The organism is Burkholderia territorii, assembly GCF_001718335.1.
Classification (GTDB): Bacteria; Pseudomonadota; Gammaproteobacteria; order Burkholderiales; family Burkholderiaceae; genus Burkholderia; species Burkholderia territorii.
In genome coordinates this window covers 2,879,208-2,904,946 of record NZ_CP013366.1, presented here as the reverse complement: position 1 = coordinate 2,904,946, position 25,739 = coordinate 2,879,208, and the positions used below count along the sequence as shown (strand labels likewise).

At 67.5% G+C, this 25,739-nt stretch carries 24 protein-coding genes and 1 riboswitch; of the genes, 7 read left to right on the top strand and 17 right to left on the bottom strand.

Features of this window, described 5'->3' with window-relative positions; all coding sequences use genetic code 11:
- Positions 1 to 22 precede the first annotated feature (22 nt).
- Positions 23 to 1,027, bottom strand: a complete 1,005-nt coding sequence (gene glyQ / locus WS51_RS23895; RefSeq protein ID WP_080294533.1) for a glycine--tRNA ligase subunit alpha — start codon at positions 1,025 to 1,027, stop codon at positions 23 to 25.
- 345 nt (positions 1,028 to 1,372) lie between these two features.
- Here glyQ and WS51_RS23890 point away from each other — a divergent pair, with 345 nt between their 5' ends.
- Positions 1,373 to 2,998 carry a tetratricopeptide repeat protein gene (locus WS51_RS23890; protein ID WP_059790034.1) on the top strand — a complete coding sequence of 542 codons (1,626 nt, stop codon included), beginning with the start codon at positions 1,373 to 1,375 and terminating at the stop codon, positions 2,996 to 2,998.
- 383 nt (positions 2,999 to 3,381) lie between these two features.
- On the opposite strand, the gene WS51_RS31450 is transcribed toward WS51_RS23890, so the two are convergent.
- Together WS51_RS31450 and WS51_RS32920 are read right to left on the bottom strand one after the other, a co-directional pair.
- Positions 3,382 to 4,011 (bottom strand): type VI secretion system amidase effector protein Tae4, encoded by a 630-nt coding sequence (locus tag WS51_RS31450; RefSeq protein WP_081053874.1) that lies wholly within the window; start codon positions 4,009 to 4,011, stop codon positions 3,382 to 3,384.
- Positions 4,011 to 4,604, bottom strand: a complete 594-nt coding sequence (locus tag WS51_RS32920; RefSeq protein ID WP_236872376.1) for a PAAR domain-containing protein — start codon at positions 4,602 to 4,604, stop codon at positions 4,011 to 4,013. The genes WS51_RS31450 and WS51_RS32920 overlap by 1 nt, the downstream gene beginning before the upstream one ends.
- Before the next feature lie 60 nt (positions 4,605 to 4,664).
- On the opposite strand from WS51_RS32920, the gene WS51_RS32210 reads away from it, so the two are divergent.
- A complete protein-coding gene (locus WS51_RS32210) occupies positions 4,665 to 5,042 on the top strand; it encodes a hypothetical protein (RefSeq protein WP_155773611.1) in 378 nt (125 codons plus the stop codon).
- Here the strand turns inward: WS51_RS32210 and lnt are convergent.
- The 8 genes from lnt to WS51_RS23850 all read right to left on the bottom strand — a co-directional run bounded on the left by lnt (position 5,008) and on the right by WS51_RS23850 (position 13,346).
- Positions 5,008 to 6,669, bottom strand: a complete 1,662-nt coding sequence (lnt, locus tag WS51_RS23880) for an apolipoprotein N-acyltransferase (protein ID WP_069229854.1) — start codon at positions 6,667 to 6,669, stop codon at positions 5,008 to 5,010. The two genes, WS51_RS32210 and lnt, sit on opposite strands and share 35 nt — an antisense overlap.
- Before the next feature lie 52 nt (positions 6,670 to 6,721).
- Positions 6,722 to 7,609 carry an HlyC/CorC family transporter gene (locus WS51_RS23875; protein WP_059447841.1) on the bottom strand — a complete coding sequence of 296 codons (888 nt, stop codon included), beginning with the start codon at positions 7,607 to 7,609 and terminating at the stop codon, positions 6,722 to 6,724.
- 285 nt (positions 7,610 to 7,894) lie between these two features.
- Positions 7,895 to 8,044, bottom strand: a complete 150-nt coding sequence (locus WS51_RS32640) for a hypothetical protein (RefSeq protein WP_167358002.1) — start codon at positions 8,042 to 8,044, stop codon at positions 7,895 to 7,897.
- 52 nt (positions 8,045 to 8,096) lie between these two features.
- Positions 8,097 to 8,729, bottom strand: coding sequence for a gamma-glutamylcyclotransferase (locus tag WS51_RS23870; protein WP_059447840.1), 633 nt, complete (start codon positions 8,727 to 8,729; stop codon positions 8,097 to 8,099).
- Between the two features lie 19 nt (positions 8,730 to 8,748).
- A complete protein-coding gene (gene ybeY, locus WS51_RS23865) occupies positions 8,749 to 9,534 on the bottom strand; it encodes an rRNA maturation RNase YbeY (protein ID WP_059773177.1) in 786 nt (261 codons plus the stop codon).
- Between the two features lie 152 nt (positions 9,535 to 9,686).
- Positions 9,687 to 10,733 (bottom strand): PhoH family protein, encoded by a 1,047-nt coding sequence (locus WS51_RS23860; RefSeq protein ID WP_059447839.1) that lies wholly within the window; start codon positions 10,731 to 10,733, stop codon positions 9,687 to 9,689.
- A gap of 33 nt (positions 10,734 to 10,766) precedes the next feature.
- Entirely contained in the window at positions 10,767 to 12,140 is a 1,374-nt protein-coding gene (gene miaB, locus WS51_RS23855) for a tRNA (N6-isopentenyl adenosine(37)-C2)-methylthiotransferase MiaB (RefSeq protein WP_059506823.1), read from the bottom strand.
- A 273-nt stretch (positions 12,141 to 12,413) separates the two neighbouring features.
- Entirely contained in the window at positions 12,414 to 13,346 is a 933-nt protein-coding gene (locus tag WS51_RS23850; protein WP_069229853.1) for a LysR family transcriptional regulator, read from the bottom strand.
- A gap of 148 nt (positions 13,347 to 13,494) precedes the next feature.
- Between WS51_RS23850 and WS51_RS23845 the strand changes: the two genes are divergently transcribed.
- The 3 genes from WS51_RS23845 (at position 13,495) to ribB (ending at position 16,732) form a co-directional block, all read left to right on the top strand.
- Entirely contained in the window at positions 13,495 to 14,670 is a 1,176-nt protein-coding gene (locus WS51_RS23845) for an MFS transporter (RefSeq protein WP_059773122.1), read from the top strand.
- A gap of 212 nt (positions 14,671 to 14,882) precedes the next feature.
- Positions 14,883 to 15,566, top strand: a complete 684-nt coding sequence (locus WS51_RS23840; protein WP_069229852.1) for a helix-turn-helix domain-containing protein — start codon at positions 14,883 to 14,885, stop codon at positions 15,564 to 15,566.
- Between the two features lie 188 nt (positions 15,567 to 15,754).
- Positions 15,755 to 15,903: riboswitch (FMN riboswitch) on the top strand.
- Positions 15,904 to 16,021: 118 nt separating this feature from the next.
- Complete coding sequence (gene ribB / locus WS51_RS23835; RefSeq protein ID WP_059447834.1) at positions 16,022 to 16,732, top strand: 3,4-dihydroxy-2-butanone-4-phosphate synthase; 711 nt, start codon at positions 16,022 to 16,024, stop codon at positions 16,730 to 16,732.
- A gap of 105 nt (positions 16,733 to 16,837) precedes the next feature.
- On the opposite strand, the gene WS51_RS23830 is transcribed toward ribB, so the two are convergent.
- From WS51_RS23830 to glpD, 4 genes are all read right to left on the bottom strand, one after another.
- Positions 16,838 to 17,524 carry an HAD family hydrolase gene (locus WS51_RS23830; protein ID WP_059447910.1) on the bottom strand — a complete coding sequence of 229 codons (687 nt, stop codon included), beginning with the start codon at positions 17,522 to 17,524 and terminating at the stop codon, positions 16,838 to 16,840.
- A gap of 415 nt (positions 17,525 to 17,939) precedes the next feature.
- Positions 17,940 to 18,656: an MIP/aquaporin family protein gene (locus tag WS51_RS23825; protein ID WP_059447833.1), complete on the bottom strand. Its 717-nt coding sequence runs from the start codon at positions 18,654 to 18,656 to the stop codon at positions 17,940 to 17,942.
- 90 nt (positions 18,657 to 18,746) lie between these two features.
- On the bottom strand, positions 18,747 to 20,249 hold the full coding sequence (gene glpK, locus WS51_RS23820; protein WP_059447832.1) for a glycerol kinase GlpK: 1,503 nt from the start codon (positions 20,247 to 20,249) through the stop codon (positions 18,747 to 18,749).
- A 105-nt stretch (positions 20,250 to 20,354) separates the two neighbouring features.
- Positions 20,355 to 21,878 carry a glycerol-3-phosphate dehydrogenase gene (glpD, locus tag WS51_RS23815; protein WP_069229851.1) on the bottom strand — a complete coding sequence of 508 codons (1,524 nt, stop codon included), beginning with the start codon at positions 21,876 to 21,878 and terminating at the stop codon, positions 20,355 to 20,357.
- A gap of 162 nt (positions 21,879 to 22,040) precedes the next feature.
- Here glpD and WS51_RS23810 point away from each other — a divergent pair, with 162 nt between their 5' ends.
- Positions 22,041 to 22,409, top strand: coding sequence for a hypothetical protein (locus WS51_RS23810; protein ID WP_059506817.1), 369 nt, complete (start codon positions 22,041 to 22,043; stop codon positions 22,407 to 22,409).
- Between the two features lie 88 nt (positions 22,410 to 22,497).
- Here the strand turns inward: WS51_RS23810 and WS51_RS23805 are convergent, their stop codons facing one another.
- Both WS51_RS23805 and WS51_RS23800 read right to left on the bottom strand, forming a co-directional pair.
- On the bottom strand, positions 22,498 to 22,695 hold the full coding sequence (locus WS51_RS23805) for a hypothetical protein (protein ID WP_040144790.1): 198 nt from the start codon (positions 22,693 to 22,695) through the stop codon (positions 22,498 to 22,500).
- A 302-nt stretch (positions 22,696 to 22,997) separates the two neighbouring features.
- Entirely contained in the window at positions 22,998 to 23,777 is a 780-nt protein-coding gene (locus WS51_RS23800) for a DeoR/GlpR family DNA-binding transcription regulator (protein ID WP_044846783.1), read from the bottom strand.
- A gap of 223 nt (positions 23,778 to 24,000) precedes the next feature.
- Between WS51_RS23800 and WS51_RS23795 the strand changes: the two genes are divergently transcribed.
- On the top strand, positions 24,001 to 25,641 hold the full coding sequence (locus tag WS51_RS23795; RefSeq protein ID WP_069229850.1) for a gamma-glutamyltransferase family protein: 1,641 nt from the start codon (positions 24,001 to 24,003) through the stop codon (positions 25,639 to 25,641).
- The last annotated feature ends 98 nt before the right edge of the window (positions 25,642 to 25,739 follow it).

The following is a 25,739-nucleotide window of genomic DNA, read 5'->3' as shown; positions in this document are numbered from 1 at the left end:
GTGTGGAATAAATCTCGTCTCGTCAGTCCTGATCGATCTTGCGTTCGACCTTGAGCGGCGGCGCCCAGGCCGGCTGGGCGGCATCCTGGGCGTCGGTGGTGAGGCCCGGCACGCCCGGCGGGTTGCCGAGCATCGGGAAGCCGAGCTTCTCGCGCGAGTCGTAGTAGGCCTGCGCGACGAGACGCGACAGCGCGCGGATGCGGCCGATGTACGCCGCACGCTCGGTAACCGAGATCGCGCCGCGCGCGTCGAGCAGGTTGAACGTGTGGCCGGCCTTCAGCACGAGCTCGTACGCGGGCAGCGCGAGCTGCGCGTCGATCATCTTCTTCGCTTCCGCCTCGTAGCTGTTGAAGAACGTGAACAGCAGGTCGACGTTCGCATGCTCGAAGTTGTAGGTCGACTGCTCGACTTCGTTCTGGTGGTAGACGTCGCCGTACGACAGGCGGCGCAGCTCCGGGCCGTTCGGGCCTTGCTCTTCCCACTCGGTCCATACGAGGTCGTACACGTTCTCGACCTTCTGCAGATACATCGCGAGGCGCTCGAGGCCGTACGTGATCTCGCCGAGCACCGGCTTGCAGTCGAGGCCGCCGACCTGCTGGAAATACGTGAACTGCGTGACTTCCATCCCGTTCAGCCACACTTCCCAGCCGAGGCCCCACGCGCCGAGCGTCGGGTTCTCCCAGTCGTCCTCGACGAAGCGCACGTCGTTCTGCTTCAGGTCGAAGCCGAGCGCTTCCAGCGAGCCGAGGTACAGGTCGAGGATGTTTTCAGGCGCCGGCTTGAGCACGACCTGGTACTGGTAGTAATGCTGCAGGCGGTTCGGGTTCTCGCCGTAGCGGCCGTCCTTCGGGCGGCGCGACGGCTGCACGTAAGCGGCGCGCCACGGCTCGGGGCCGACCGCGCGCAGGAACGTGTGAACGTGCGACGTGCCCGCGCCGACTTCCATGTCGATGGGCTGGAGCAGGGCGCAACCCTGCTTGTCCCAGTAGGACTGCAGCGTCAGGATGATTTGCTGAAACGTAAGCATGAAGAGCCTTCGTGGCGCTGGCGCTCCGTTGCGGGCGGCGCTCCGGGCGGGGCCCGGAGGGTCGGCTCGCGCGGCGGCGCGGCTTGTTAGTGTGCTGAAACGTGCAATTTTACCGGATCGGCGGGCGGATGCGGCCGGAACGCGGACGAAGGGGCCGCCGGCGCTGTTCCGGCGAGCCGGGCGCAGGCCGTGCGCGGGTTGCCGGCATGCGCGGCGCGCTCGCGCGGGCGACGTGGCGATGCGCATGTTGCGCCGCGTGCCGCGCCGCCTCGCGCGGGCGTTAAGATGCGCGTATCGCGGTGCGCGCGACACCTGCCGCGCGACCGATTTTCCACTCCGGGCCGCATGGACGATTCGAACGACCTCCTCATTCCGTTGATGCCGCCGCTGCTCGCGCTGCTCGGGCAGGCCGCCGACGCGCAAGCGCGCGGCGAGCACGACGCGCACGCACTCTGGCTCGCCGCCGCCGGCCATCTGCACGCGGTCGACATGGCCGCGCTCTCGCAACTCACCGTGACGCTCGTCGCGCGGCAGCGCACGGCCGACGCGCTCGCGCTGGCCGAGTGCGCGGCACGCATCCATGCGGACGCCGGCGCCCGTTTCAATCTCGGCTACGCGTTGCAGATGCTCGGCCGGCACGCGGATGCCGTCGCGCCGTACCGCGCCGCCTATGCGCTCGATCCGCGCTTGCCGTCGCTGCGCAACAACCTGGCGATCGCGCTGCGGCTGTCGGGTGGCGATCGCCGCGAGGAAATCGCGCTGCTCGCAGCGGCCGTGGAAGCCGACCCGCACGACGTGCAGGCATGGATCAACCTGATCGTCGCGCGGCTCGCGGCGCTCGACCTCGACGGCGCGCTGGCCGCTGCGGCGCGGCTCGCGGAGATCGCGCCCGACAATGCGCTCGCATTGAACAACATCGCGATGGCGATGAAGGAGGCGCAGCGCTGGGACGACGCCGAGCGCTACGCGGCGCGTGCGTGCGAGCTGGCGCCCGACGACGCGTCGTTTCGTTTCAATCTCGCGATCATCCAGCTCGTGCGCGGCAACTACGCGGCCGGCTGGCGCGGCCACGAGGCGCGCTGGGACGGCGCAGGCGAGCTGCGCGGCCGCCGCCCGGTGCTGCCCGGCCCGCGCTGGCAGGGCGAGCCGCTCGCGGGCAAGACGCTGCTCGTCTGGGGCGAGCAGGGGCTCGGCGACGTGCTGCAGTTCGCGCGCTTCGTCGCGCCGCTCGCCGAGCGCGTGCACCGCGAGGGCGGCCGGCTCGCGTGGAACACGTTCCCGCAAGTGGGCACGCTGATGCGGCGCAGCCTCGGTTCATGCGCGGATGCGTTCAGTGCGGGCGGCGGCGCCGACGAGCTGCCTGCCTTCGACTATGAAGTGCCGCTCATCGGCCTGCCGCTGATGCTCGGGATGGAGACGTCGACGCTCGGCGCGTCGGTGCCGTACCTGCACGCCGATTCGCGCGCGCGCGACGCATGGCGGGCGCGGCTCGCGGGCGACGGCCGGCTGAAGGTCGGGCTCGTGTGGACGGGCAGCGCGCAGCACCAGCGCAATCCGTTCCGGCGCGTCGGGCTCGAACGCTATGCCGATGCGTTTCGCGGTATCGACGGCGTCGCGTTCCATTCGCTGCAGCCCGGCGCGGACGCGGATGTCGCCGCGGCGCGCGCGGCCGGTTTCCCGATCGAGGACTTCACTGCCGAACTGAAGAGTTTCGACGATACGGCCGCGTTCATCGGCGCGCTGGATCTGGTGATCACGGTGTGCACGTCGGTTGCGCACCTGTCGGGCGCGCTCGGCGCGCGCACGTGGGTGCTGCTCGACGTGAATCCGCACTGGCCGTGGCTGCTCGAGCGCACCGACAGCCCGTGGTATCCGACCGCGACGCTGTACCGGCAGCCGACGTTCGGGGATTGGGCGACGGTGATGGACGCGGTGGCGCGGGATTTGCGCGGTCTGGCCGCGCACGCGTAGCGGGGGCTGACGGCAACGTGATCTCGCTCCCGTTTTGCGCAGAATGCATCATGGCTGCTTCTAAAAAAAGCGAGCGACGTAAGCTTCAAGATAAAGCACGCTTGCGAGCAAGGTCCCGATGCCGAGCGAGATGGCCCATTTCCGTCGCGACCAGCGCCTATAGGCAACTGCATTGACGAGGCCAAAGAGTAAAGCCGGGGCAAGCAAATAGGAAAGAAGAATTGCCCCTTCCCACCACGGGATCGCACATTTGTCGAGCTCGCGGCAGCCACGTGATGCATCGTTCTGGATGTCAGGCCATTTTATGCGGCTGTATATGTAAAGGAAAAAACAGCTCAATATCAGGCCGTAGAGGGTTCCGAGCAGAGATACTACGAATCGCCTCACCTGATTTCCCAAAATAGAATCGACTTTGATTTGCCGAGATCTGAATAACTGATGGCTGGTAGAACGCTCGTGCCTTGTCGGAATGATGATATTCCAATATAGCGTCCGATCGTCGAGAGGCTGCTCCAGAAGCTGTTAATTGGCATCCGTGATCCGTTCCACAGGTCAATATGCCCGCCGCTTGCATTTGCCGGAATTTCGCCCTCGCGCGTCCAGTAACTGTCAAACATGACGATGCCGGTGCGGCCTTTGATCCTCGACTCCCAATCTGGCCCAGTGATGTTTTCGGTTCTTCCCAGACCGGCAAAAGGCTGGAGCGCCAACCATGCTGCAAGTTCGTTGGCCCGCGTAGCCGTTGCTTTTCCGTTCAACAGGATTCGCCCGATGCTCGGCTGCCCGCTACGCGGCTTGACGAGTTTCGAGGAAAACGACTTCATTTCGATGCCGGCGCGATGAAAGGCGACGCTCACTCGAATGGCGCACTGATTGGAGTACGCGGGATTGTCATAGGGATTGCCCCGTGGATAGACGTCCCATAGTTCCTTGAATGTGACCGCACGCAGTTGTACTACCCTTACCGAATTGGGTGTCGTGTTCGTTCTGACCGTTGTTGGGCCATTTGGCATTACGTCCAATCCTTATGTGACAGAGCGTCTTCGCCCCAATAGATTGTGTAGTTGTCGGCGGCGCCGGAATGGATGCGCGGCAACTGGCCGTTAGTGTTGACGCGACCGCTATAGGTGCGGCCGTCGCTCATTTCGATCAGATACGGATAGTTTTGCCGGAGTGTTGTGCATATGCCGGCTCGCACCTGTTCGTCGCAGGTTGCCGAAATATTCGACTGCGTCCCCGTCGACATCTTGGCGACCGTGGTGCCTGCTGCCGGGGTGCTGCTTCCTCCGGGCAGCGTCGCCGCTTCCGGTGACGTGAAGATCATCTTCATGCCGCGCTCGGCATGGAAAACGGGTGGCGGATTGCACCCGCAGACATTGATGTCGCCGCTCAGCGCCCACGGTTTTCCGTTTGGCGCGGTACCGGGCCGGCGTGGTCCTTTTGGCGCGACAAACCCTTCCCGCTTGCATGCCGCGCAGTATGTTTTCATGTAAAGCGTCGCGATATTCACCCGTGGTGGCGGGTTGGAGCACGTCACATTGTCGAGACCCTCGGTGATCACCGCGTTTCCGGCTCGGTCGCCCTTGGCAAGAAAGTAGCGAATCATGGTGCCTCGCTACTGCGCTCGGGGGCCGCGATATGGCTGACGTCGGCAATGGCGAGCCCGATGACCTCCCGGCTGCCGGTAGCGAAGGCCGCTCCATGGCCGCGCTCTGTACGTGATCTGACGGTCGTAGCGCGACCGATCGGTGTTTTCCGCTTGTGGCTCATCCGGGTCTCCTTTCTCGACAAATGGGCGAGGATCATTCCGCACAAATTTGCGCGAACGAGAAAAGAGGATCAATCAGATGAATCCGAAACTTATGCGGATTGCCGTTTTGTGGGTAAAACGCTGCTGCAGATGATTCTGTTCGGCGGGGTTCGTGAATATCGGTTGACCAAATCGGCATGCCGACTACGCGGCGAGCGTCATGCCGCCGCGCATTGCCTGTCACACAGCCGATACGAGTTCAGTCGCGTCGCCGCAGCCCCGGCCCGAACGTGAACCCGAACGCAAGCAGGATCAACGACACCGCAAGCACGATGTTGTTGCCGCTCGTCACGTACGGCGTGAAGCCGCTCGTGCCTTCGATACGCACGTCGAGCGAGCCGACCGTGAACGGCTTCAACTGGCCGAGCACGCGGCCGTGCGCGTCGATCGCGGCTGTCATCCCCGTGTTGGTCGAGCGCAGCATCGGCCGCCCCGTTTCGAGCGCGCGCATCCGCGCGATCTGCAGATGCTGGTCGAGCGCGATCGTATCGCCGAACCACGCGAGGTTCGTCACGTTGACGAGCACACCGGGCGGCTGCGGGTTGTCGCGGATCGTCGCGGTGATTTCCTCGCCGAACAAGTCCTCGTAGCAGATGTCGGCCATCACCGGCTGGTTGTGCACGAGGAACGGCTTCTGCACCGGCGCGCCGCGCGCGAAGTCGCCGAGCGGCATCTTCATCAGGTCGACGAACCACCGGAAGCCCCACGGGATGAATTCGCCGAAGGGCACGAGATGATGCTTGTCGTAGTGATAGATGTCGCGCGAATGCGGCGTCACGCCGTAGAGGCTGTTCGTGTAATCGACGTAGTGGCCGTCCGGCGTCACCGACGCCCCCACCGCGCCGAACAGCACGGCCGAGCCCGTCGTGTCGCTGAACTTGCGGATCGCGACGGCGAACGGCTCGGGCAGCTCCTGGATCATCACCGCGATCGCGGTCTCCGGCGTGACGATCAGGTCGGCGGGCTTCTCGACGATCATCTGCGTGTACATCTTGATCGCCGCGTCGATGCCTTCCTGTTCGAACTTGATGTCCTGCTTCACGTTGCCTTGCAACAGCCGCACTGTGAGCGGCGCGTTCGCGGGCACGGTCCAGGTGGCCTGCGACAGCCCGATGCCGGCCGCGACGAGCGCGACGGCGATGCCGGCCGGCGCGACGACGCGCACGCGTGCAGTGCCGGCGCCGCCGGATCCGGATGCGGGCGACCGGCGCGCGGCGACGAGCGCCTGCACGACCAGCGCCGCGAACAGCGCGAGCACCCACGCGATCCCGTAGACACCGACGACCGGCGCGAAGCCCGCGAACGGGCCGTCGACTTGCGGATAGCCGCTCGCGAGCCACGGGAAGCCGGTAAAGACGGTGCCGCGCAGCCATTCGCCGAGCGCCCATGCGCTCGCGAACGCGAATGCACCGTGCCAGGTCGGCGAGAACGGCCGCGGATCGGCTTCGCGGCGGTGCCATGCATGGCCCGCGCAGAACGACCAGAGCGCGGCCGAGAACGCCGGGTACAGCGACAGATAGAGCGAGAACAACACCAGCGCGCCGCCCGCGAGCGGCGCGGCCATCTCGCCGTACACGTGCATGCTGATGTACAGCCACCAGATGCCGGTGATGAAGTTGCCGAAGCCGAACGCGCCGCCGGTGAGCGCGGCGCCGCGCCAGCTCGACGTGCGTGTCAGCTGCGCGAAAAACCAGACGAATACGGCGAGCTGCAGCCAGCCGCCGTGCGGAGTCGGTGCGAAGCTGAGCGTATTGGCCGCGCCGGCGAGCAGTGCGGCCGGATAGTGCCAGCGCGGCAGCGTGCGGCCGGGGGCCGGCGCGAAAAGGCCGCCAGCCGGGCGGGACGGGATCGGATCGTCCATGTGAAGCGAAAGAGGGCGAGCGGTTGAAGGAGACGCGGCCGGCGCGAGACGGTCAGTCCTCGTGCGAGGTTTCGGCGCGACGGCTCGCGAGCGGATTGCGGCGCACCAGCAGCACGTGGACCTGGCGCGCATCGCCGCGCTGGATCTCGAACACGAGATTGCCGAGCTGCAGCTTCTCGCCGCGATGCGGCACGCGGCCGAAGTGATGGGTGATCAGGCCGCCGATCGTGTCGACCTCGTCGTCGGGGAAGTCGGTGCCGAACGTCTCGTTGAACTGTTCGATCTCGGTGAGCGCGCGCACGCGGTAGCGGCCGTCCGGCCCCGAGATGATGTTGCCGGCTTCCTCGTCGAAGTCGTATTCGTCCTCGATGTCGCCGACGATCTGTTCGAGCACGTCCTCGATCGTGATCAGGCCCGCGACGCCGCCGTATTCGTCGACGACGATCGCAAGGTGGTTGCGGTTCACGCGGAAGTCATGCAGCAGCACGTTCAGGCGCTTCGATTCGGGAATGAACACGGCGGGGCGCAGCATCCCGCGCACGTCGAATTCCTCTTCGGCATAGAAGCGCAGCAGATCTTTCGCGAGCAGCACGCCGATCACGTTGTCGCGGTTCTCCTCGTACACCGGGTAGCGCGAGTGTGCTTTCTCGAGGACGAACGGGATGAAATCTTCGGGCTTGTCGGCGATGTTGATCGCGTCCATCTGTGCGCGCGGCACCATGATGTCGCGCGCGCACAGGTCGGACACCTGGAACACGCCTTCGATCATCGACAGCGAATCGGCGTCGATCAGATTGCGTTCGTGGGCGTCCTGGAGGATTTCCAGCAGCTCGGTCCGGGATTCCGGTTCGGGCGAGATGAAGTCGGTCAGGCGCTCGAGCAGCGAGCGCTTTTCTTGCGGTTTGTCGGTGAGCTTACGACTGGGATACGAATCGTTCATGGTGGTGCGCCCGGGTCATGCCGGAGCGCGCGGTCACGGAGTAGGCAAGGATACACCAAGGGCATGGCGCGGCCGTGTCACACCGGCCGTCCGGCCAGGGGCACGCGGCGCGCGAGCCCCGCTCGGGAACGGCCGCGCCGGGCGCGGCGCGGTCCGTCGTCTCCATCCTATCTCAGAAAGAGGCGGCGGGGCAGCGGCGGCAAAAATGCGCGCGGCGACTGGCCGGCGGGTCAGTCGGCGTCAGCGGCATTTCGTCGCGTACGGGCTGGACCGACGTTCGGACCCTCAAAAACGCATGCCAGCGGAACAGCCGCCCGCTGCCGCGCCGTTGGTCGCGGCGCCGCCGCAGCCGAAGATGCCGCAGCCGGACAGCGCGACGCTCGCGGCGACGAGCAATGCGGCGAGCGTGATGCGCGATGTGCGTGACGGTTTCATGGGTGCAGTGCCTCCTTCGCATGCATGGGCGGTGCGGCCCGCGAGTCGAGCCTCACCGGCATCGCGCGAGCAGCCCTTCCAGCGCGCGATCGGGGATGCCGCTCGCGCGCAACGCGTCGACGGTGCGGCTCACGTAGTCGAGTGTCGTGCCGTAGCGGCCGGCCGCGCAGCTGAACACTTCCTTGACGACGGAGTCGGTCAGCTTGCCGGTGTAAGTGGGCACGTCGCGGCGCATCACGAACGCAAGCGCGTTCACGCGTTCGCCGGTCTCGAGCGAGCACGGCAGCCACGCGGGCCGGTACGAGCCCATCGGCATTTCGCGTTTCCACAACGTCTCGAGATGCGGCCGCGCGGTCGGGCCCGCGAGCCGGAATGCGATGCCCGAACACGAGCCGCCGCGATCGAGCGCGAGCACGAGGCCCGGACGTTCGGGCGTGCCGCGGTTCACGCGCGACCACAGGTAGAGCCCGCGATGGTAGCCGTGCACCTTGCCGCGCACGGCGGCGACGGTCGGCAACCCCGGGTTCCAGATCAGCGAGCCATAGCCGAACAGCCAGAGATCCTGCTGCCCGTCCCAGTCGCGCATCGTGTGCGCGAGCGACGCGGCGAGCTCGTCTTCCGTCAGCAGCCGTCCCTCGCCGATCGACGGCGGGTAGGCGGGCGGCAGCATCGCGGCATGGTGCATGGTGCGGACGGCTTTACTGTTACCGGTACGGGTTCGGAAAGCCCAGTTTAGCGAGGATGTCGATTTCGAGCGCCTCCATCGCGGCGGCGTCCTCGTCGCTCGTCTCGTGATCGTAGCCCTGCGCGTGCAGCGCGCCGTGCACCAGCAGGTGCGCGTAGTGGGCCGCGAGCGGCTTGCCCTGTTCGTGCGCTTCCTTCTCGACGACCGGGCAGCACAGCACGAGGTCGCCGATCACGGTGCCGTCCGGCGCCGGATCGTACGCGAAGGTCAGTACGTTGGTCGGGTAGTCCTTGTGGCGGTAGCCGGCGTTCAGCGTACGGCCTTCTTCCTCGCCGACGAAGCGCACGGTGAGCTGCGCGCTCGCGAACAGCGCCGGCTCGATCCATTCGGCGATCAGCTTGCGCTTGGGCAACGTCTTGCGGACGTCGCCGGTGATTTCGTCGCCGTACTGCACGGACAGGTCGAGCTCCAGCTCGCGCACTTCGTCCGCCATCTCCGCGATTTCCTCGTCGCGCGGCGCGGGTTCGGCACCCACGTGCAGCGTCACGCTGTCGTAGTGCTCGGGCTGCAGCGCGAGCTTTGCGCGCATCGCCGGATCGTTGTGCTGCGCGACGATCGCGACGGCCGCCTCGCCGGAACTGCCCGACAGGTCGAACATCAGGCTGCGGCCGTCGGGGAAGTCGATTCGAAGCCCTTGCGCGTTGACGGCGCGGGCCTTGCCCTTCGCATCGAACAGCGAGAGACGGGGGGAATCGGGCGCGGCGGACTGGTCGCGCCCGGACTTGCGAGAACGGGAAGATTTCATGACGGGTGCGGCGATTGGAACGCGTTGAGGATACACCAAACGGCCGATCGCGCCCGAATTCGAACCGGCCGCGCGCAGGCGAAAAAAAGCCCGGCGCGCCGTCGGGCGGGCCGGGCCGTCGGCCGGTGCGGCGCGCGGGCGCCGCCGGCTCGTCATGCGTCCTTGTGCTGCGCGTGGAAGTCGTCGTACGCCTCGACGATGCGCGCGACGAGCGGATGCCGCACGACATCGGCGCTCGTGAAGCGCGTGAGCGCGATGCCGCGCACGCCACCGAGCACCTGCTGCGCCTCGACGAGGCCGCTCTTGTGCCCGCGCGGCAGGTCGACCTGGCTCGTGTCGCCGGTGACGACGGCCTTCGAGCCGAAGCCGATACGCGTGAGGAACATCTTCATCTGCTCGGGCGTCGTGTTCTGCGCCTCGTCGAGGATGATGAACGCGTGGTTCAGCGTGCGGCCGCGCATGTACGCGAGCGGCGCGATCTCGATCATCTGGCGCTCGAACATCTTCGCGGTCTTGTCGAAGCCGAGCAGGTCGTACAGCGCGTCGTACAGCGGCCGCAGGTACGGGTCGACCTTCTGCGCGAGATCGCCCGGCAGGAAGCCGAGCCGCTCGCCGGCTTCGACGGCCGGGCGCGTCAGCACGATCCGCTTGACCTGGTCGCGCTCCAGTGCGTCGACCGCGCACGCGACCGCGAGGTAGGTCTTGCCGGTGCCGGCCGGCCCGATGCCGAACGTCACGTCGTGCTGCAGGATCTGCTTCAGGTATTCGCGCTGCGCGGGCGTGCGGCCGCGCAGGTCGGCGCGCCGCGTATAGAGCTTCGGCGCGGGCTCTTCGTCCGGCATGTCCGCGTCGAGCTGCACGACGGGCTCGTCGAACGGATGGTCGGGGTCGCCGCGAAAGCGCACGTCGATCGCGTCCTGGCGGCCGTTGCCGGACGTGTGGCGCACTTCGACCAGCGCAAGCTGGATATCGTCGACCGACAGCGGATCGCGCGCGCGGTTGTAGAAGTTCTCGAGCGCCGCGAGCGCGAGCTTCGCGCCGCGCCCGCGGATCGTGATCCGGTGGCCGCGCCGCGCGAGCGTGACGTCGAGCGCCTGTTCGATCTGCCGCAGGTTCTCGTCGAGCGGGCCGCAGAGGTTGGCGAGGCGCGCGTTGTCGTCGCGCGGCGCGGTGAATTCCAGTGCTTGGACGGTCTTCAAAGTAGCGTCGGGCTCCTGTTGAGCGTCAGTCGGTCAATGGGTGGCGGCGCTCGCGTCGTCGCTCACGAGCAGGAGCTCGCCGCGCAACGAGTGCGGGTACGCATGGTTGATCTTCACGTCGATCATCTGGCCGATCAGGCGCGGGTGCGACGCAAGCGGCGCCGGGAAATTCACGACCCGGTTGTTCTCGGTGCGGCCCGACAGTTCGTTCGGATCCTTGCGCGACGGCCCCTCGACGAGGATCCGCTCGACCTTCCCGACCATCGACTGGCTGATGCGCGCGACGTTTTCCTCGATGGTCGCCTGCAGATGTTGCAGGCGTTTGAGCTTGACCTCGCGCGGCGTGTCGTCGTGCAGGTTCGCGGCCGGCGTGCCGGGGCGCGGGCTGTAGATGAACGAGAAGCTGGTGTCGTAGCTCATCTCGTGCACGAGCGCCATCATCTTGTCGAAATCTTCCTCGGTCTCGCCGGGGAAGCCGACGATCATGTCGGTCGACAGCGACAGGTCCGGGCGGATCGCGCGCAGCTTGCGGATCACCGACTTGTATTCGAGCACGGTGTAGCCGCGCTTCATCGCCATCAGGATGCGGTCGGAGCCGTGCTGGACCGGCAGGTGCAGGTGGCTCACGAGCTTGGGCACCTTCGCGTAGGTGTCGATCAGGCGCTGCGTGAATTCCTTCGGGTGCGACGTCGTGTAGCGGATCCGCTCGATGCCGGGGATGTCGGCGACGTATTCGATCAGCGTCGCGAAATCGGCGATCTCGGTCGAACCGGCCGTCAGCGCGCCGCGATACGCGTTCACGTTCTGGCCGAGCAGCGTGACTTCGCGCACGCCCTGATCGGCGAGGCCGGCCACTTCGGTCAGCACGTCGTCGAGCGGACGCGATACTTCGTCGCCGCGCGTGTACGGCACGACGCAGTAGCTGCAGTACTTCGAGCAGCCTTCCATGATCGACACGAACGCGCTCGGCCCCTCGACGCGCGCGGGCGGCAGATGGTCGAACTTCTCGATCTCGGGGAACGTGATGTCGACCTGCGCGCGGCCGCTTGCGCGGCGCGCATCGATCATCTGCGGCAGGCGGTGCAAGGTCTGCGGGCCGAACACGAGGTCGACGTACGGGGCGCGCGACACGATCGACGCGCCTTCCTGGCTCGCGACGCAGCCGCCGACGCCGATCAGCAGGCCCGGCTTCGCTTCCTTCAGCTCGCGCACGCGGCCGAGGTCGGAGAACACCTTTTCCTGCGCCTTCTCACGCACCGAGCACGTGTTGAACAGGATGATGTCCGCGTCTTCCGGGGTATCGGTCTTCTCGAGGCCTTCGGCCGCATTGAGCACGTCCACCATCTTGTCCGAGTCGTACTCGTTCATCTGGCAGCCGAAGGTCTTTACGTAAACTTTCTTGGTCATGGGGATTCGCCGTTCGCAGTGGTTGACCTGGGGGCGTCGTCAAGGGTGAATCGGGACGGCTGCTGCCGGTGCAGCGGCTCGGGCCGGTGCCGCGTGGCGGACCGGGCGCGCGGTGCGCGTCGTGCGAGCCTGTCGCGAATACGCGCGAACGCCTGAAAAGCCGTCGGGAAAGCCTTCCATTATAGCTTTACGCGCTGTTCCGGGCGGCATGCGGGTTGCAGCCGCGCGACGCCAGCGTGGCGCTCCGACCCCCATATGGCGACTACGCAGCCGTCAGCGGCAAGCATTCAGCAGGTCGTCGAGCGCCGCTTCCTCGCGCGCGAAGCGTTCGGCGAGAAAGTCGAGCAGCACGCGCACGCGCGGCGCCATGTAGCGCTTGCCGTGATAGAGCGCGTGCAGCGGCGCGTCCTGGTGGCGCCACTCGGGCAGGAGCACGCGCAGCCGGCCGGCGCGCACGTCGTCGGCGATGTCCCACAGCGACTTCAGCGCGATGCCGTGGCCGCGCAGCGTCCATTCGCGGGTAAGGCCGCCGTCGTTGGTTTCGAACGCGGTCGACACCGGCACCGTGTGAGTCTGCACCTCGTCGCCGCGCTTGAAGCGCCACGTGTTCATCGGGCCCGACGCGATCGTGATCACGTTGCAGGGAAAGCGGGCCAGATCGTGCGGGTCGGTCGGCATGCCGTGGCGCTCGACGAACGACGGCGCCGCGCACAGCACGCGCCGGTTCGCGGCGAGGCGGCGTGCGATCAGCGCGCCGTCGGGCGGGGCGGCGAAGCGGATCGCGAGGTCGATTTCGTCCTGCCACAGGTTCGACGACGAATCGGACGCCGTCAGCGAGAACGTGACGCCCGGATGCAGCGTGGTGAATTCGTCGAGCCAGTCGAGCAGCTGATTGCGGCCGAAATCGGACGTCGACGACAGCCGCACCTTGCCGGCCACCACGTTGCGGCCTTCCTGCAGCAGCGCGTGCGCGTCGTCGAGTGCCTGCAGCGCCTGCCGGCAGCAGTTGAGGTAGAGCCGGCCCTCGTCGGTGAGGCGCAGTTGCCGCGTCGAGCGTTCGAACAGCCGCGTCGCGATCTTCGCCTCCAGCTTCGCGAGGCGCGCGCTCGCGGCGGCCGGCGTGAGGTTCAGCTTGCGCCCCGCCGCCGACAGGCTGCCCAGTTCCGCCGCTTCCACGAACAGCCGGATGTCACCCAGTCGATCCATCGGATTTTCCAGAAATTTTTGAAAATGGTTCAAAGGCCACGCCAATTATCAAAGATAGGCGTATTCGGGACAATGCGCGCACATCCCGCCTTTTTGTGCGGTGCGGTACGGACCGGTTTGCGCGTCCGCCGCCTTTTCGGAGAACGTCATGCCCATTCCGCTCCTGGCGCTTGCGATCAGCGCCTTCGCCATCGGCACCACCGAATTCATCATCATGGGACTGCTGCCCGAAGTCGCGCACGACCTCGCCGTGTCGCTGCCGTCGGCCGGCCTGCTGGTCACCGGCTATGCGCTCGGCGTCGCGGTCGGCGCGCCGCTGCTCGCGGTGCTGACCAGCCGCATGCCGCGCAAGGCCGCGCTGCAGTTGCTGATGGCGATCTTCATCGTCGGCAACGTGCTGTGCGCGACCGCGTCCGGCTACGCGATGCTGATGGTTGCGCGGGTCGTCACGTCGTTCGCGCACGGCTCGTTCTTCGGGATCGGCGCGGTGGTCGCCGCGTCGCTCGTGCCGGCCGACAAGCGTGCGAGCGCGATCGCGCTGATGTTCACCGGCCTCACGCTGTCGAACGTGCTCGGCGTGCCGTTCGGCACGTTCGTCGGCCAGTTGCTCGGCTGGCGCGCGTCGTTCTGGATCGTCGCCGCGCTCGGCGTGCTGTCGCTCGGCGGCGTCGCGCTGCTGGTGCCGAACCGCCACGACAGCGGGCCCGTCGGCCTCGGCCATGAAGTGCGCGTGCTGAAGGAGCCGCAGGTATGGCTCGCGCTCCTGATGACCGTGCTCGGCTTCGGCGGCGTATTCGTCGTGTTCACGTACATCGCGCCGATCCTCGAAACCGTCACCGGCTATTCGCCGCGTGCGGTCGCATTGATCCTCGTGCTGTTCGGCGCGGGGCTGACGGTCGGCAATACGCTCGGCGGCAGGCTGGCCGATCGCAAGCTGATGCCGTCGCTGATCGCGATCCTGGTCGCACTGATGGCCGTGATGGCCGTGTTCGCGAAGACGAGCCACCTGCCGGTCGCGGCCGCGGTGACCGTGTTCGTCTGGGGAATCGCCGCGTTCGCGACGGTGCCGCCGCTGCAGGCGCGCGTGGTCGAAAAGGCCGCGAGCGCGCCGCATCTCGCGTCGACGCTGAACATCGGCGCGTTCAACGTCGGCAATGCGGGCGGCGCGTGGCTCGGCGGCCTTGCGCTGTCGCACGGCTTCGCGCTCGACGCGTTGCCGTGGGTCGCCGTCGCGGTGACGTTCGCGGCGCTCGTCGTCACGTGGCTCGCGATGCGGCTCGATGCGCGCGCACCGGCGCGCGGCGCGGCACCGGCCGCGCATTGAGCGGCGCGTCGGGCGGCGGGGCGCCGACGCGATGACGGCGCGCAAAGGTTCGCGAGAAACGCATTCCTCCGCGATGCTGATAACGGTGTGAAGATAACTTCGTTTGCCGGGTCGGGGCCCGGTGATAGCGTCTCGATACGCGCCGTTCGTGGCGCAACCCGATTCCGGCTTACCCCATTCGCAGGGCCGCACGGCGGCCCGGAGGCCATGCTATGTCTTCACCCCTGTCGCTGGTGCGCGACGTGTCTTCCTTCGAGTCCGGCAATGCCGCCGACGCGCGGACGTCCGCGTCGCTCGACGTCCTCGAGCAGGTCGTCGGCGTGAATCTCGCGCGCCTGCGCGCCGAGCGGCAGTTGTCGCTCGATGCGCTCGCGCGGCTGTCCGGCGTGTCGCGCGCGATGCTCGCGCAGATCGAATCCGCGCGCAGCGTGCCGTCGATCAAGGTGCTCTGCAAGATCGCCGCGGCGCTGAAGGTATCGGTCGCCGCATTCCTGCGCCGCCATGCGGTGAACGGCTTCGAGCACCTGGCGGCCGAGCGCGCGGCGCGCGTCGTCAGCTCGAACGGCCGCTTCTCGGCGCGCGCGCTGTATCCGGAAGGCGAGCCCGCCGCGGCCGAATTCCACGAGCTGCGGATCGCGCCGCTGCACACGGAACCCGGCACGCGCCGTGCGCCGGGCACGACGGTCAACCTGGTCGTCAGCGAGGGCACGCTCGAAGTCAGCGTGCACGATCGCCGACAGTTGCTCGCGACCGGCGATGCGATCGTGTTCGATGCCGATCAGCCGTACAGCCTGCGCAATCCCGGCGACAGCGAGGCGCGCGCGTTCCGCGTGACGGTGAGCCCCGAGGTGCCGCCGCGCTGGCACGTGCCCGACGCCGCGCACGCGGCCGGCTGAGCGCGCGAGGGCGCCACGCCGCCGGCGCGGGTTCCGCTGGCCGCGGGCGCGAAGGCCGGATGCCGGCCGTTCGGACGATGCCGTTAGACAGCGTCGTCGGTAAGGTTTTAGGTGTAGTGCGCTGCGCGGTGCGCGCAGCTGATGTATGCTTGGCCCGCCGGTCACGGGTAGATCCCGGCCGGCAATCAGTGCGTCTTCAGGGCGGGGCGAAATTCCCCACCGGCGGTAGGCTGGCGAAAGCCGGCGAGCCCGCGAGCGCCCGCGCATCCGCGCGGGGTCAGCAGATCTGGTCGAATGCCAGAGCCGACGGTCACAGTCCGGATGAGAGAAGATGTGCAGATAGTCATGTCCGTCAGGGCCGCTTTGCCATGCGTGCGAAGCGGGTTGTCGTTCTGTCTGTTTGCAATGCCCTGAAACGTTTTTCGCCCAAATCATCATTGCGAGGAGCGTTTCACATGTCCTTCATGTCCGTTTCGTCGGCACCCGCCGACGCCTTTGCCGATCTCCCGTTGCTCGATTCCGAACCGGTGCCGCCGCGCATCGCCGCCGCGCTCGACGCGTTGCGCGCGGGCCGCGCGGTCGTGTTGCAGGACGATCACGACCGCGAAAACGAGGCCGACCTGATCGTCGCCGCCGAGCGCATCACGCCCGAGACGATGGCGCTGCTGATCCGCGAGTGCAGCGGCATCGTGTGCCTGTGCCTGACCGACGACAAGGTCCGCGCGCTCGAGCTGCCGCCGATGGTGCAGACCAACGAGAGCCGCAACGGCACCGCGTTCACCGTGTCGATCGAGGCGCGCGAAGGCGTGCATACCGGCGTGTCCGCGGCCGACCGCGTGACGACCATTCGCGCGGCGATCGCCGACGATGCGAAGCCGTACGACATCGTGCGGCCCGGCCACGTGTTTCCGTTGCGTGCGCAACCGGGCGGCGTGCTGGCGCGGCGCGGTCACACCGAAGGGACGGTCGATCTGTCGATCCTCGCCGGCCTGAAGCCGGCCGGCGTGCTGTGCGAGCTGATGAATCCGGACGGCACGATGACGCGCGGCGACGACGTCGAGCACTTCGCGCGTCGGCACGGGCTGCCCATGCTGACGATCGCGGAACTGGTCGAGTTCCGCCAGGCGCTGGCAGCCGCGCGCGAGCGCTGCTGCGAACCGGCCTGAGTATCGTTCGGGCGGGCGCGGTTCGAGCGGGCGCGTCGATGCGCCCGCGATACGGCGTGCGCATCGCGCCGCACGCCGGTCGCGCCGGTTCGGCGCGGACGTCCGTCAGGACTGCACGTCGCCGAATTCGCCGCGCAGGCCGGCCGCGACGAGCGCCGGCAGTTCATCCATCCTTCGCATGATTCGCGTGATGCCCATCGCGCGCAGCGCGTCCGCGTAGTTGTCGGGGATGTGGCTCGCGCCGACGAACGCGATCGTCTTCATGCCCGCCGCGCGCGCGGCGTTCAGGCCCGACACGCTGTCCTCGACGACGATGCAGCGCGCCGGCTCGACGCCGAGCGTCTGCGCGGCGTGCAGGTACACGTCCGGGTAAGGTTTCGGTCGCGCGACCTGCTCGGAGCTGAACACGCGATCGCCGAAGATTTCGGTGAGCGACGCGCGCTTGAGCGAGCTGCGCACGCGCACGAGCCGGCTGTTCGATACCACCGCCGCCGGCAGGCCCACCTTCAGCAGCGCATCGCGCACGCCGGTGATTGGCGCGAGCGATTGGGCGAGACCGGTCTCGATGTTGCGCTCGACGGTCTCGATGAAGTTCTCGGGCATCCGGATGCCGAAATGCGCTTCGAGCCCGGCGAGAAAGCGCGACGTCTGCTGGCCGAAGGCGGACTTCGCGGCGTCTTCGAAATCGAGGTGAGGGAAGGTGGCGGACAGCGTTTCGAACAGCACGCGGTCGGCAATGACTTCGCTGTCGACGAGGACGCCGTCGCAGTCGCAGATAAGGTGATCGAGCATGATGGTGAAGAAGCGGAGTGTCGGCGACGCCGAGCATCCCGCCATGATACGTGCTTTCGCGGTGGCGCCGCGCTACCCGGGACGGCTGGATGCCGGGAGGAATCGTGCAGGCCGGTCGAGCGCGAAATCGACGCGACGCCGGATGCGTTCGCGCTCGCGAACGTGAAGCTGAAGTCGCGGGTGTCGGCCGTGGACGGTCGCCAGCGGCGGTGTGCGGTGCCGGCGCAGCAGCGGCCGTGGGCCGGGGGAAGGCGTTCGCGAACGTGAAGCTGAAGTCGCGGGTGTCGGCCGTGGGCGGTCCCCAGCGGCGGTGTGCGGTGCCGGCGCAGCGACGACCGGGGGGAGGGGATCGGCGCTCGAGCGCGCGGCAGCCGTGGCCGCACGCTCGAGCCCGCATTCTCGAATGAAACGGCGCTCAGGCCATCGCGTGCAGACGCAGATACAGGCCGGCCGCCGCGGCGCCGCCGAGCAGCGGGCCGACCACCGGCACCCATGCGTAGCGCCAGTCGCTGTCGCGCTTGCCGGGGATCGGCAGCAGCGCATGCATCAGGCGCGGCGACAGGTCGCGCGCCGGGCTCATCGCGTAGCCGGTCGGGCCGCCGAGCGAGATGCCGATGCCGAGCACGAGCAGGCCGACGGGCAGTGCGTCGAGCGCGCCGAGGCCGACCTGCGGCGACGCCAGATACAGCACGCCGAGAATCAGCACGAACGTGCAGATCGCTTCGGTCAGCACGTTGTGCGTCGTGCTGCGGATCGCGGGCGCCGTGCAGAACACGGCGAGCTTCAGGTCGGCATCGGCTTCCTTCGCGAAGTGCTGGCGATACGCGAGCCACACGAGCAGCGCGCCGGCCATCCCGCCGAGCATCTGCGCGACGATGTAGCCGCCGACCTTCGACCACGCGAACTTGCCCGCGAGCGCAAGGCTGATCGTGACGATCGGGTTCAGGTGCGCGCCGCTGAACGACGCGGTCACGTAGACGGCGACGAAAACCGCCATCGCCCAGCCCATCACGATCACGATGAGGTCCGCGCCTTTGCCCTTGGTCTTCGCAAGCAGCACGTTCGCGACCGCGCCGTTGCCGAGCAGCACGAGGATCGCGGTGCCGATGAATTCAGCAATATAAGGTGACATGTTGTCTCTCGTAGAGGACGGCGGACTCGCGCGCCGCGCGGTCCGCCGGTGTTGTTTTATTTCGTTCGGATTGCTTCCGGCTGCTTCGGGTTACTGCGTGTCGTCGGCCCACGCCTTGGCGGCGCGCACCGCGCGTTGCCAGCCGGCCATGCAGCGTTCGACCTGCTCCTTGGGCATCGACGGCGAGAAGCGGCGATCGAGCTGCCACTGGCTGCGCACTTCGTCGAGGTTCTTCCAGTAGCCGATCGCGAGACCGGCGAGGTAGGCCGCGCCCAACGCGGTCGTCTCGGTGATCTGCGGACGCACCGCGTCGACGCCGAGCAGGTCCGCCTGGAACTGCATCAACAGATTGTTCGCGCTCGCGCCGCCGTCGACGCGCAGCTCGCCGATGCTGATGCCGGAGTCGGCTTCCATCGCGGCCAGCACGTCGAGCGACTGGTAAGCGATCGCGTCGAGCGCCGCGCGCGCGAGGTGCGCGGACGTCGTGCCGCGCGTGACGCCGAACACCGAACCGCGCGCCCGTGCATTCCAGTGCGGCGCGCCGAGGCCCGCGAATGCCGGCACGAGATAGACGCCGTCGGTGTGCGGCACGCTCGCGGCGAGCGCTTCGATCTCGGCGGCGGTCTTGATGATGCCGACGCCGTCGCGCAGCCATTGCACGACCGCGCCCGCGATGAAGATGCTGCCTTCGAGCGCGTACTGCACGTCGTCGCCGATCTGCCAGGCGATCGTCGTGACGAGGTTGTTCTTCGACTCGATCGGCTTGTTGCCGGTGTTCATCATCAGGAAGCAGCCGGTGCCGTACGTGTTCTTCACCATGCCCGACGTCGTGCACATCTGCCCGAACAGCGCCGCGTGCTGGTCGCCGGCGATGCCCGCGAGCGGAATCTTCGACGCGAACACCGTGGTTTTCGTGTGGCCGTAGATTTCCGACGACGCCTTCACTTCCGGCAGCATGCTGCGCGGAATGTCGAGCAGCTCGAGCAGCTCGCTGTCCCATTCGCGCGTGTGGATGTTGAACAGCATCGTGCGCGACGCGTTGGTCACGTCGGTCACGTGCAGTTCGTGCTTCGTGAAGTTCCACACGAGCCAGCTGTCGACGGTGCCGAACGCGAGCTTGCCCTGGCGCGCCTTGTCGCGCGCGCCCGGCACGTTGTCGAGGATCCAGCGGATCTTGGTCGCGGAGAAGTACGAGTCGATCGGCAGGCCGGTCTTCGCGCGCACCTTCGCTTCGAGGCCCTGCTTCTTCAGCGAATCGCAGAAGTCGGCGGTGCGGCGGTCCTGCCACACGATCGCGTTGTAGACGGGCTGGCCCGTCTCGCGATCCCAGACGATCGTCGTCTCGCGCTGGTTGGTGATGCCGATCGCGGCGATCGACGTGCCGTTCAGGCCCGTGCGCGTGACGGCTTCGGCGGCGACGCCCGCCTGCGTCGACCAGATTTCCTGCGGGTCGTGCTCGACCCAGCCGGGTTGCGGGTAGATCTGTTCGAACTCCTTCTGGGCGATCGATACGATGTTGCCCTGACGATCGAACAGCATCGCGCGGGAGCTGGTCGTGCCCTGGTCGAGCGCGAGGATGTACTGATCCTGCATGTCTCTCATCTCCATCCGTGGATTGGCGTAGTTGTGATGCGCGCCGCATGTTACGCGGCGCGTCGGTGAATCAACGTCGGTCAAGCAACTGCAACTGCAAACGAATCACGCGTGCGGCGCGTGCGCGGCGGCGAACCATGCGTCGAGCGCGGCCGTCACCGCGTCGAGCGTGCCGGGCGCTGCGTGCAGCCCGAGCTTCGAGCGGCGCCACAGCACGTCCTGCGCGCAGGTCGCCCATTCGACGTCGCGCAGGTAACGCAGTTCGGCATCGTGGATGCCCGGCGCGACTTCAGCGCCGAGCTCGGCGAGCGAGGTCGCGCCGTCGATCACGCGTTCCGCGCGCGTGCCGTACGCGCGCGCATAGCGGCGCGCGAGTGCGGCGGGCAGCCACGGGTGGCGCTTCGCGAATGCGTCGGCGAACGTGTCGAACTTCGCGTTCGCGATGTCGCCGCCGGGCAGCGGCGCGCCGGCCGTCCAGGTTTTCGCATCGCGGCCGAGCGCGTGGCACAGCAGGTCGCCGGCTTCTTCCGCGAGCTTGCGGAAGGTCGTGATCTTGCCGCCGAACACCGACAGCAGCGGCGCGCCGGCCCCGTCGTCCATCTCGAGGCGGTAGTCGCGCGTGACGGCCGATGCGTTCGCGGCGTTTTCGTCCTCGAGCAGCGGGCGCACGCCCGAATAGGTCCAGTGCACGTCGGCCGGCGAGATCTTGCGCTTGAAGTAGCGGTTGATCGAATCGCACAGATACTGCGTCTCGTCGCGATCGATCGCGACCTTCGCGGGATCGTTCGTGTATTCGACGTCGGTCGTGCCGATCAGCGTGAAATCGTGCTCGTACGGAATCGCGAAGATGATCCGCTTGTCCGGGTTCTGGAAGATGTATGCGTGATCGTGATCGAACAGGCGGCGCGTGACGATGTGGCTGCCCTTCACGAGCCGCACGCTGTGTTGCGCGCCGCGGCCGAGCGCGCCGTGCAGCACTTCGCCGACCCACGGGCCCGCCGCGTTCGCGACCGCGCGCGCATGCACGACGCGCATCGAGCCGTCCGCGTGCCGCAGCCGTGCTTCCCATTCGTCGCCGCGTCGTTCCGCCGACACGAGCTTCGTGCGCGTCAGGATCTCGGCGCCGCGCTCCTTCGCATCGAGCGCGTTCAGCACGACGAGGCGTGCGTCGTCGACCCAGCCGTCCGAATACACGAAGCCGCGCTTGATCGAGTCGATCAGCGGTGCGCCGGCCGCATGGCGGCGCATGTCGATGCCGCGCGAGCCGGGCAGCAGTTCGCGCTTCGCGAGGTGATCGTAGAGGAACAGGCCGATGCGGATCAGCCAGGCCGGCCGCAGGTTCGGCATGTGCGGCATCACGAAGCGCAGCGGCCACATGATGTGCGGCGCCGCGCGCAGCAGCGTTTCACGCTCCTGAAGCGCTTTGCGCACGAGGCCGAATTCGTTGTATTCGAGGTAGCGCAGGCCGCCGTGAATCAGCTTCGTGCTGGACGACGACGTGTGCGACGCGAGGTCGTCCTGCTCGCAGAGCAGCACCGACAGGCCGCGGCCGGCCGCATCGCGCGCGATGCCCGCGCCGTTGATGCCGCCGCCGACGACGAGCAGATCGTAGCGATTCGGTTGGGTCACCTGCTGTCCTTATCGTCTGAGGGAAATGGGCGAACACGAAATGTTCGAATTCGAAATTTAACGAACGAAATCGAAAAAGTAAAGTTCGAAAAAGCGGGGCCAGTAGCGCGCGGCGCGATCCCGGACGATACTGACGGAATCGACCGTTTCGCGAGGTGAATCATGCGTATTGGGATGTGGGCCGGTGCGTGCGCCGTCGTTCTGGCAGGGTGCAGCGCCGGCATGCCGCCGCTGGCCGGGAACTGGCGCGCGCCGTCGTTCGTCGACCTGGAGACGTCGTGCGGCGGCGCCGCGCGCGACTGGGGCGCGGACGCGCAGCCGGTCTATTCGACGCTTTACGACGCGTACGTGGCGAAACGGTATCGCGGGCTGACGCAGGAGAACTATTGTGCGTTCGTAAACGAACTTTCGGCGCACTACGCGGCACCGGACGCGGCGGGGCGCGCCGGATGGATCGCGTATTTCAACGGCGCACGCGCGCAGGCCATCAGCTGGCGGGCCGCGGTCGATCCGACGCTGCGCGGCGGCTGACGCGGGAAAGCTGCGGGAGGCGGGAAAACCGGAAAAGGCGGCACGGCCGGAAATCCGGCCGGGCGCTCAGGTCAGCAACAGCGGAGCTTTACGAATAGCGGTATTTGATGGATCGCAGCGCGGCGTCGCCGGTCTCGGTCACGCAGTATTTGCGTCCCGATCCCAGCCCTTCCAGCCGAACGAGCTGCTGTTCGAGCAGCGCGTCGAGTTCATCCCGATCCATGTCGCCCTGGTCAGGGGCGTCCTTCACAAGCAGTAGCGTGGCGAATTCATGCGGACTCAGCATCGTTCTCTCCATGGCAATCGGTCTGCCCGCGCGATCGGCGCGAACGCCGGTGCGCGATACCCCGCGGGGTATGGCTTGGGGGGAAAGCTGTATTCGCCGGCCTTGGGATTCGCACACGCCTTGGCACGGGCGTAACGGGCGAACGGGCCGGGGAACTGGAGTCTAGTCGAACGCGCGGGCAACGACAAATCGTGCCCCGTTAATTTTCAGTTTGACAGGCAGGTGTGCCGCAAGCGGTTCAGTCGGCACGCCAACTTCTTGATTTCACTTGAAGTTTCAGGTGCGGTGCAGCAACGCAAACATCATTCCGCGACATACACCTGGGTGCCCGCGTTCGCCACCGCGTCGGCCATCTCCGGCGGCAGCGGCTTGTCGGTGAAGAGCGCATGCACCTGGCTCAGGTGCCCTTGACGCACCAGCGCCGGGCGGCCGACCTTCGAATGATCGGCGACGAGGTAGACCGTGCGCGCATGCTGCATGATCGCCTCGGCCACGCGCACCTCGCGCGTGTCGAAGTCGCGCAGCGTGCCGTCGGCCTCGATCGCCGACGTGCCGATGATCGCGTAGTCGACCTTGAACTGGCGGATGAAGTCGATCGCGAGTTCGCCGACGATGCCCTTGTCCCACGGCCGCACGATGCCGCCCGTGATCAGCACCTCGCAGTCGGGGTAGCCGCTCATCATCGACGCGACGTTCAGGTTGTTCGTGATCACGTGAAGGCCGTGATGGCGGTTCAGCGCGCGGGCGACTTCCTCGGTCGTCGTGCCGAGATTGATGAACAGCGATGCCTGGTCGGGGATGTGCGACGCGGCGAGTGCCGCGATGCGCCGCTTCTCGTCGTGGAACATCCGCTGGCGCGCGGTGTACGACACGTTCTCCGAGCTGGTCGGCAGGCTCGCGCCGCCGTGGTAGCGGCGCAGCAGGTTCAGGTCGGCGAGCCAGTTCACGTCGCGGCGGATCGTCTGCGGCGTGACCGCGAAGTGCGCGGCGAGATCGTCGACGGTCACGAAGCCGTCGCGCTGCACCCATTCGAGCAGTTCCTGCTGGCGCGCGTTGAGGGTGAGGCGGGGATCTCGGGTCATGGCTCGGCGGTCGGGTCGTGAGGCGGAGCGGGTATTGTAAGGGCGCGAAGGGCATTCGACCGGCCTGCGGCATATCGCGGTCCGCAATTCATGCGCGAAGCACATGGATTCATGTCACAAATGAATTTGTGCGATCGCTCGGATCGCGCTGCAATGGCGGACTGTCCGCGCGCGCCGGTGGTGCGCGCGGCGCGTTCATTGAGCTTTCGACGAGGTGGAACCGATGACTGGCTTCAACTGGCACAACCCGTATCCGACGACCCGCATTCCGGTGTTCGCGCGCAACGTCGTGTCGACATCGCACCCGCTCGCGGCGCAGGCCGGGCTGCGGATGCTGTGGAAGGGCGGCAATGCCGTCGATGCGGCGCTGGCCGCCGCCGCCGCGATCACGGTGGTCGAGCCGGTGTCGTGCGGGCTCGGCGGCGATGCATTTGCGCTCGTGTGGGACGGCGCGCGGTTGTCCGGGCTGAATGCGTCGGGCGTCGCGCCGGCGGCGTGGAACCCGGACTACTTCCGCCGGCGCCACGGCGAGGACGCGCGCGGCATCGCGAACAAGCCGACGCGCGGCTGGGACACCGTCACGGTGCCGGGCGTGATCGCCGGCTGGGAAGCGCTGCACGCGAAGTTCGGTTTGCTGCCGTTCGCGGACCTGCTCGAGCCGGCGATCGAGATCGCCGAGCGCGGCTATTCGGTGCCGCCGATCGTCGCGCACAAGTGGGCGGCCGCGGTGCCCGAGCTGCAGGGACTGCCGGGTTTCGCCGATACCTTCATGCCGCGCGGGCGCGCGCCGCTCGTCGGCGAGCGCATGTGCCTGCCCGGTCACGCGCGCACGCTGCGCGCCCTCGCGAAGGACGGCCCGCGCGCGTTCTACGAGGGTGCGCTCGCCGGGCGGATCGCGGCCTTCGCGCGCGACGGCGGCGGCGCGCTGACCGAGGCCGACCTGAGCGCGTACCGGCCGGAATGGGTCGAGCCGATCGGCAAGCGCTTCGGCCGGCACACGATTCACGAGATTCCGCCGAACGGGCAGGGCATCGCCGCGCTGATCGCGCTCGGGATCGCCGAGCATGCGGGCGTGGCCGAATGGCCGGTCGATTCGGCCGACTCGCAGCACCTGCAGATCGAGGCGATGAAGCTCGCGTTCGCGGACGTCTATCGCTACGTCGCCGATCCGCGCGCGATGGACGTGACGCCCGCGCAGATGCTCGACGACGCGTATCTCGCGGAACGCGCGAAGCTGATCGATCGCGCGCGCGCGACGCACTTCGCTGCCGGCCGGCCGCATTCGGGCGGCACGATCTATCTGTCGGCGGCGGACGAGCGCGGGATGATGGTGAGCTTCATTCAGTCGAACTACATGGGTTTCGGTTCGGGGCTCGTCGTGCCGGGTACGGGCATTGCGTTGCAGAACCGCGGGCACGGCTTCTCGATGGACCCGGCGTCGCCGAACGTCGTCGCGGGCGGCAAGCGGCCGTTCCATACAATCATTCCGGCGTTCGTCACCGAGGAAGTCGACGGGCGCACCGAGGCCGTGATGAGCTTCGGCGTGATGGGCGGCGACATGCAGCCGCAGGGCCACCTGCAGACCGTCGTGCGGATGCTCGGCTACGGGCAGCAGCCGCAGGCCGCCTGCGACGCGCCGCGCTGGAAGGTCAATCGCGACTTCACGCTCGACGTCGAGTCGACGATGAATCGCGACACGGTCGACGCGCTCGCCGCGCGCGGCCACACGATCAAGTCGATCGACGATCCTTACATGGATTTCGGCTCGGGACAGTTCGTGTGGCGCCTTGACCGCGACGATCCCGAGTGCGGGTACGTGGCCGCGAGCGACGGCCGTCGCGACGGCCTCGCGGCCGGTTTCTGACGGAACGCTTCCAGTCTCGGTCTCGCGCTCGACGGGCGGCCGCGTGGCTGCCCGTCCTGCTTCATGCGGGGCATCTCGTCGAACGCGCGCAGCCGGTT

Bases quoted from the DNA above. Each gene is read 5' to 3' on its own strand.
- glyQ (WP_080294533.1), bottom strand. From the start codon at position 1,027: ATGCTTACGTTTCAGCAAATCATCCTGACGCTGCAGTCCTACTGGGAC.
- WS51_RS23890 (WP_059790034.1), top strand. From the start codon at position 1,373: ATGGACGATTCGAACGACCTCCTCATTCCGTTGATGCCGCCGCTGCTC.
- WS51_RS31450 (WP_081053874.1), bottom strand. From the start codon at position 4,011: ATGCCAAATGGCCCAACAACGGTCAGAACGAACACGACACCCAATTCG.
- WS51_RS32920 (WP_236872376.1), bottom strand. From the start codon at position 4,604: ATGATTCGCTACTTTCTTGCCAAGGGCGACCGAGCCGGAAACGCGGTG.
- WS51_RS32210 (WP_155773611.1), top strand. From the start codon at position 4,665: ATGACCTCCCGGCTGCCGGTAGCGAAGGCCGCTCCATGGCCGCGCTCT.
- lnt (WP_069229854.1), bottom strand. From the start codon at position 6,669: ATGGACGATCCGATCCCGTCCCGCCCGGCTGGCGGCCTTTTCGCGCCG.
- WS51_RS23875 (WP_059447841.1), bottom strand. From the start codon at position 7,609: ATGAACGATTCGTATCCCAGTCGTAAGCTCACCGACAAACCGCAAGAA.
- WS51_RS32640 (WP_167358002.1), bottom strand. From the start codon at position 8,044: ATGAAACCGTCACGCACATCGCGCATCACGCTCGCCGCATTGCTCGTC.
- WS51_RS23870 (WP_059447840.1), bottom strand. From the start codon at position 8,729: ATGCACCATGCCGCGATGCTGCCGCCCGCCTACCCGCCGTCGATCGGC.
- ybeY (WP_059773177.1), bottom strand. From the start codon at position 9,534: ATGAAATCTTCCCGTTCTCGCAAGTCCGGGCGCGACCAGTCCGCCGCG.
- miaB (WP_059506823.1), bottom strand. From the start codon at position 12,140: ATGACCAAGAAAGTTTACGTAAAGACCTTCGGCTGCCAGATGAACGAG.
- WS51_RS23850 (WP_069229853.1), bottom strand. From the start codon at position 13,346: ATGGATCGACTGGGTGACATCCGGCTGTTCGTGGAAGCGGCGGAACTG.
- WS51_RS23845 (WP_059773122.1), top strand. From the start codon at position 13,495: ATGCCCATTCCGCTCCTGGCGCTTGCGATCAGCGCCTTCGCCATCGGC.
- WS51_RS23840 (WP_069229852.1), top strand. From the start codon at position 14,883: ATGTCTTCACCCCTGTCGCTGGTGCGCGACGTGTCTTCCTTCGAGTCC.
- ribB (WP_059447834.1), top strand. From the start codon at position 16,022: ATGTCCTTCATGTCCGTTTCGTCGGCACCCGCCGACGCCTTTGCCGAT.
- WS51_RS23830 (WP_059447910.1), bottom strand. From the start codon at position 17,524: ATGCTCGATCACCTTATCTGCGACTGCGACGGCGTCCTCGTCGACAGC.
- WS51_RS23825 (WP_059447833.1), bottom strand. From the start codon at position 18,656: ATGTCACCTTATATTGCTGAATTCATCGGCACCGCGATCCTCGTGCTG.
- glpK (WP_059447832.1), bottom strand. From the start codon at position 20,249: ATGCAGGATCAGTACATCCTCGCGCTCGACCAGGGCACGACCAGCTCC.
- WS51_RS23810 (WP_059506817.1), top strand. From the start codon at position 22,041: ATGCGTATTGGGATGTGGGCCGGTGCGTGCGCCGTCGTTCTGGCAGGG.
- WS51_RS23805 (WP_040144790.1), bottom strand. From the start codon at position 22,695: ATGCTGAGTCCGCATGAATTCGCCACGCTACTGCTTGTGAAGGACGCC.
- WS51_RS23800 (WP_044846783.1), bottom strand. From the start codon at position 23,777: ATGACCCGAGATCCCCGCCTCACCCTCAACGCGCGCCAGCAGGAACTG.
- WS51_RS23795 (WP_069229850.1), top strand. From the start codon at position 24,001: ATGACTGGCTTCAACTGGCACAACCCGTATCCGACGACCCGCATTCCG.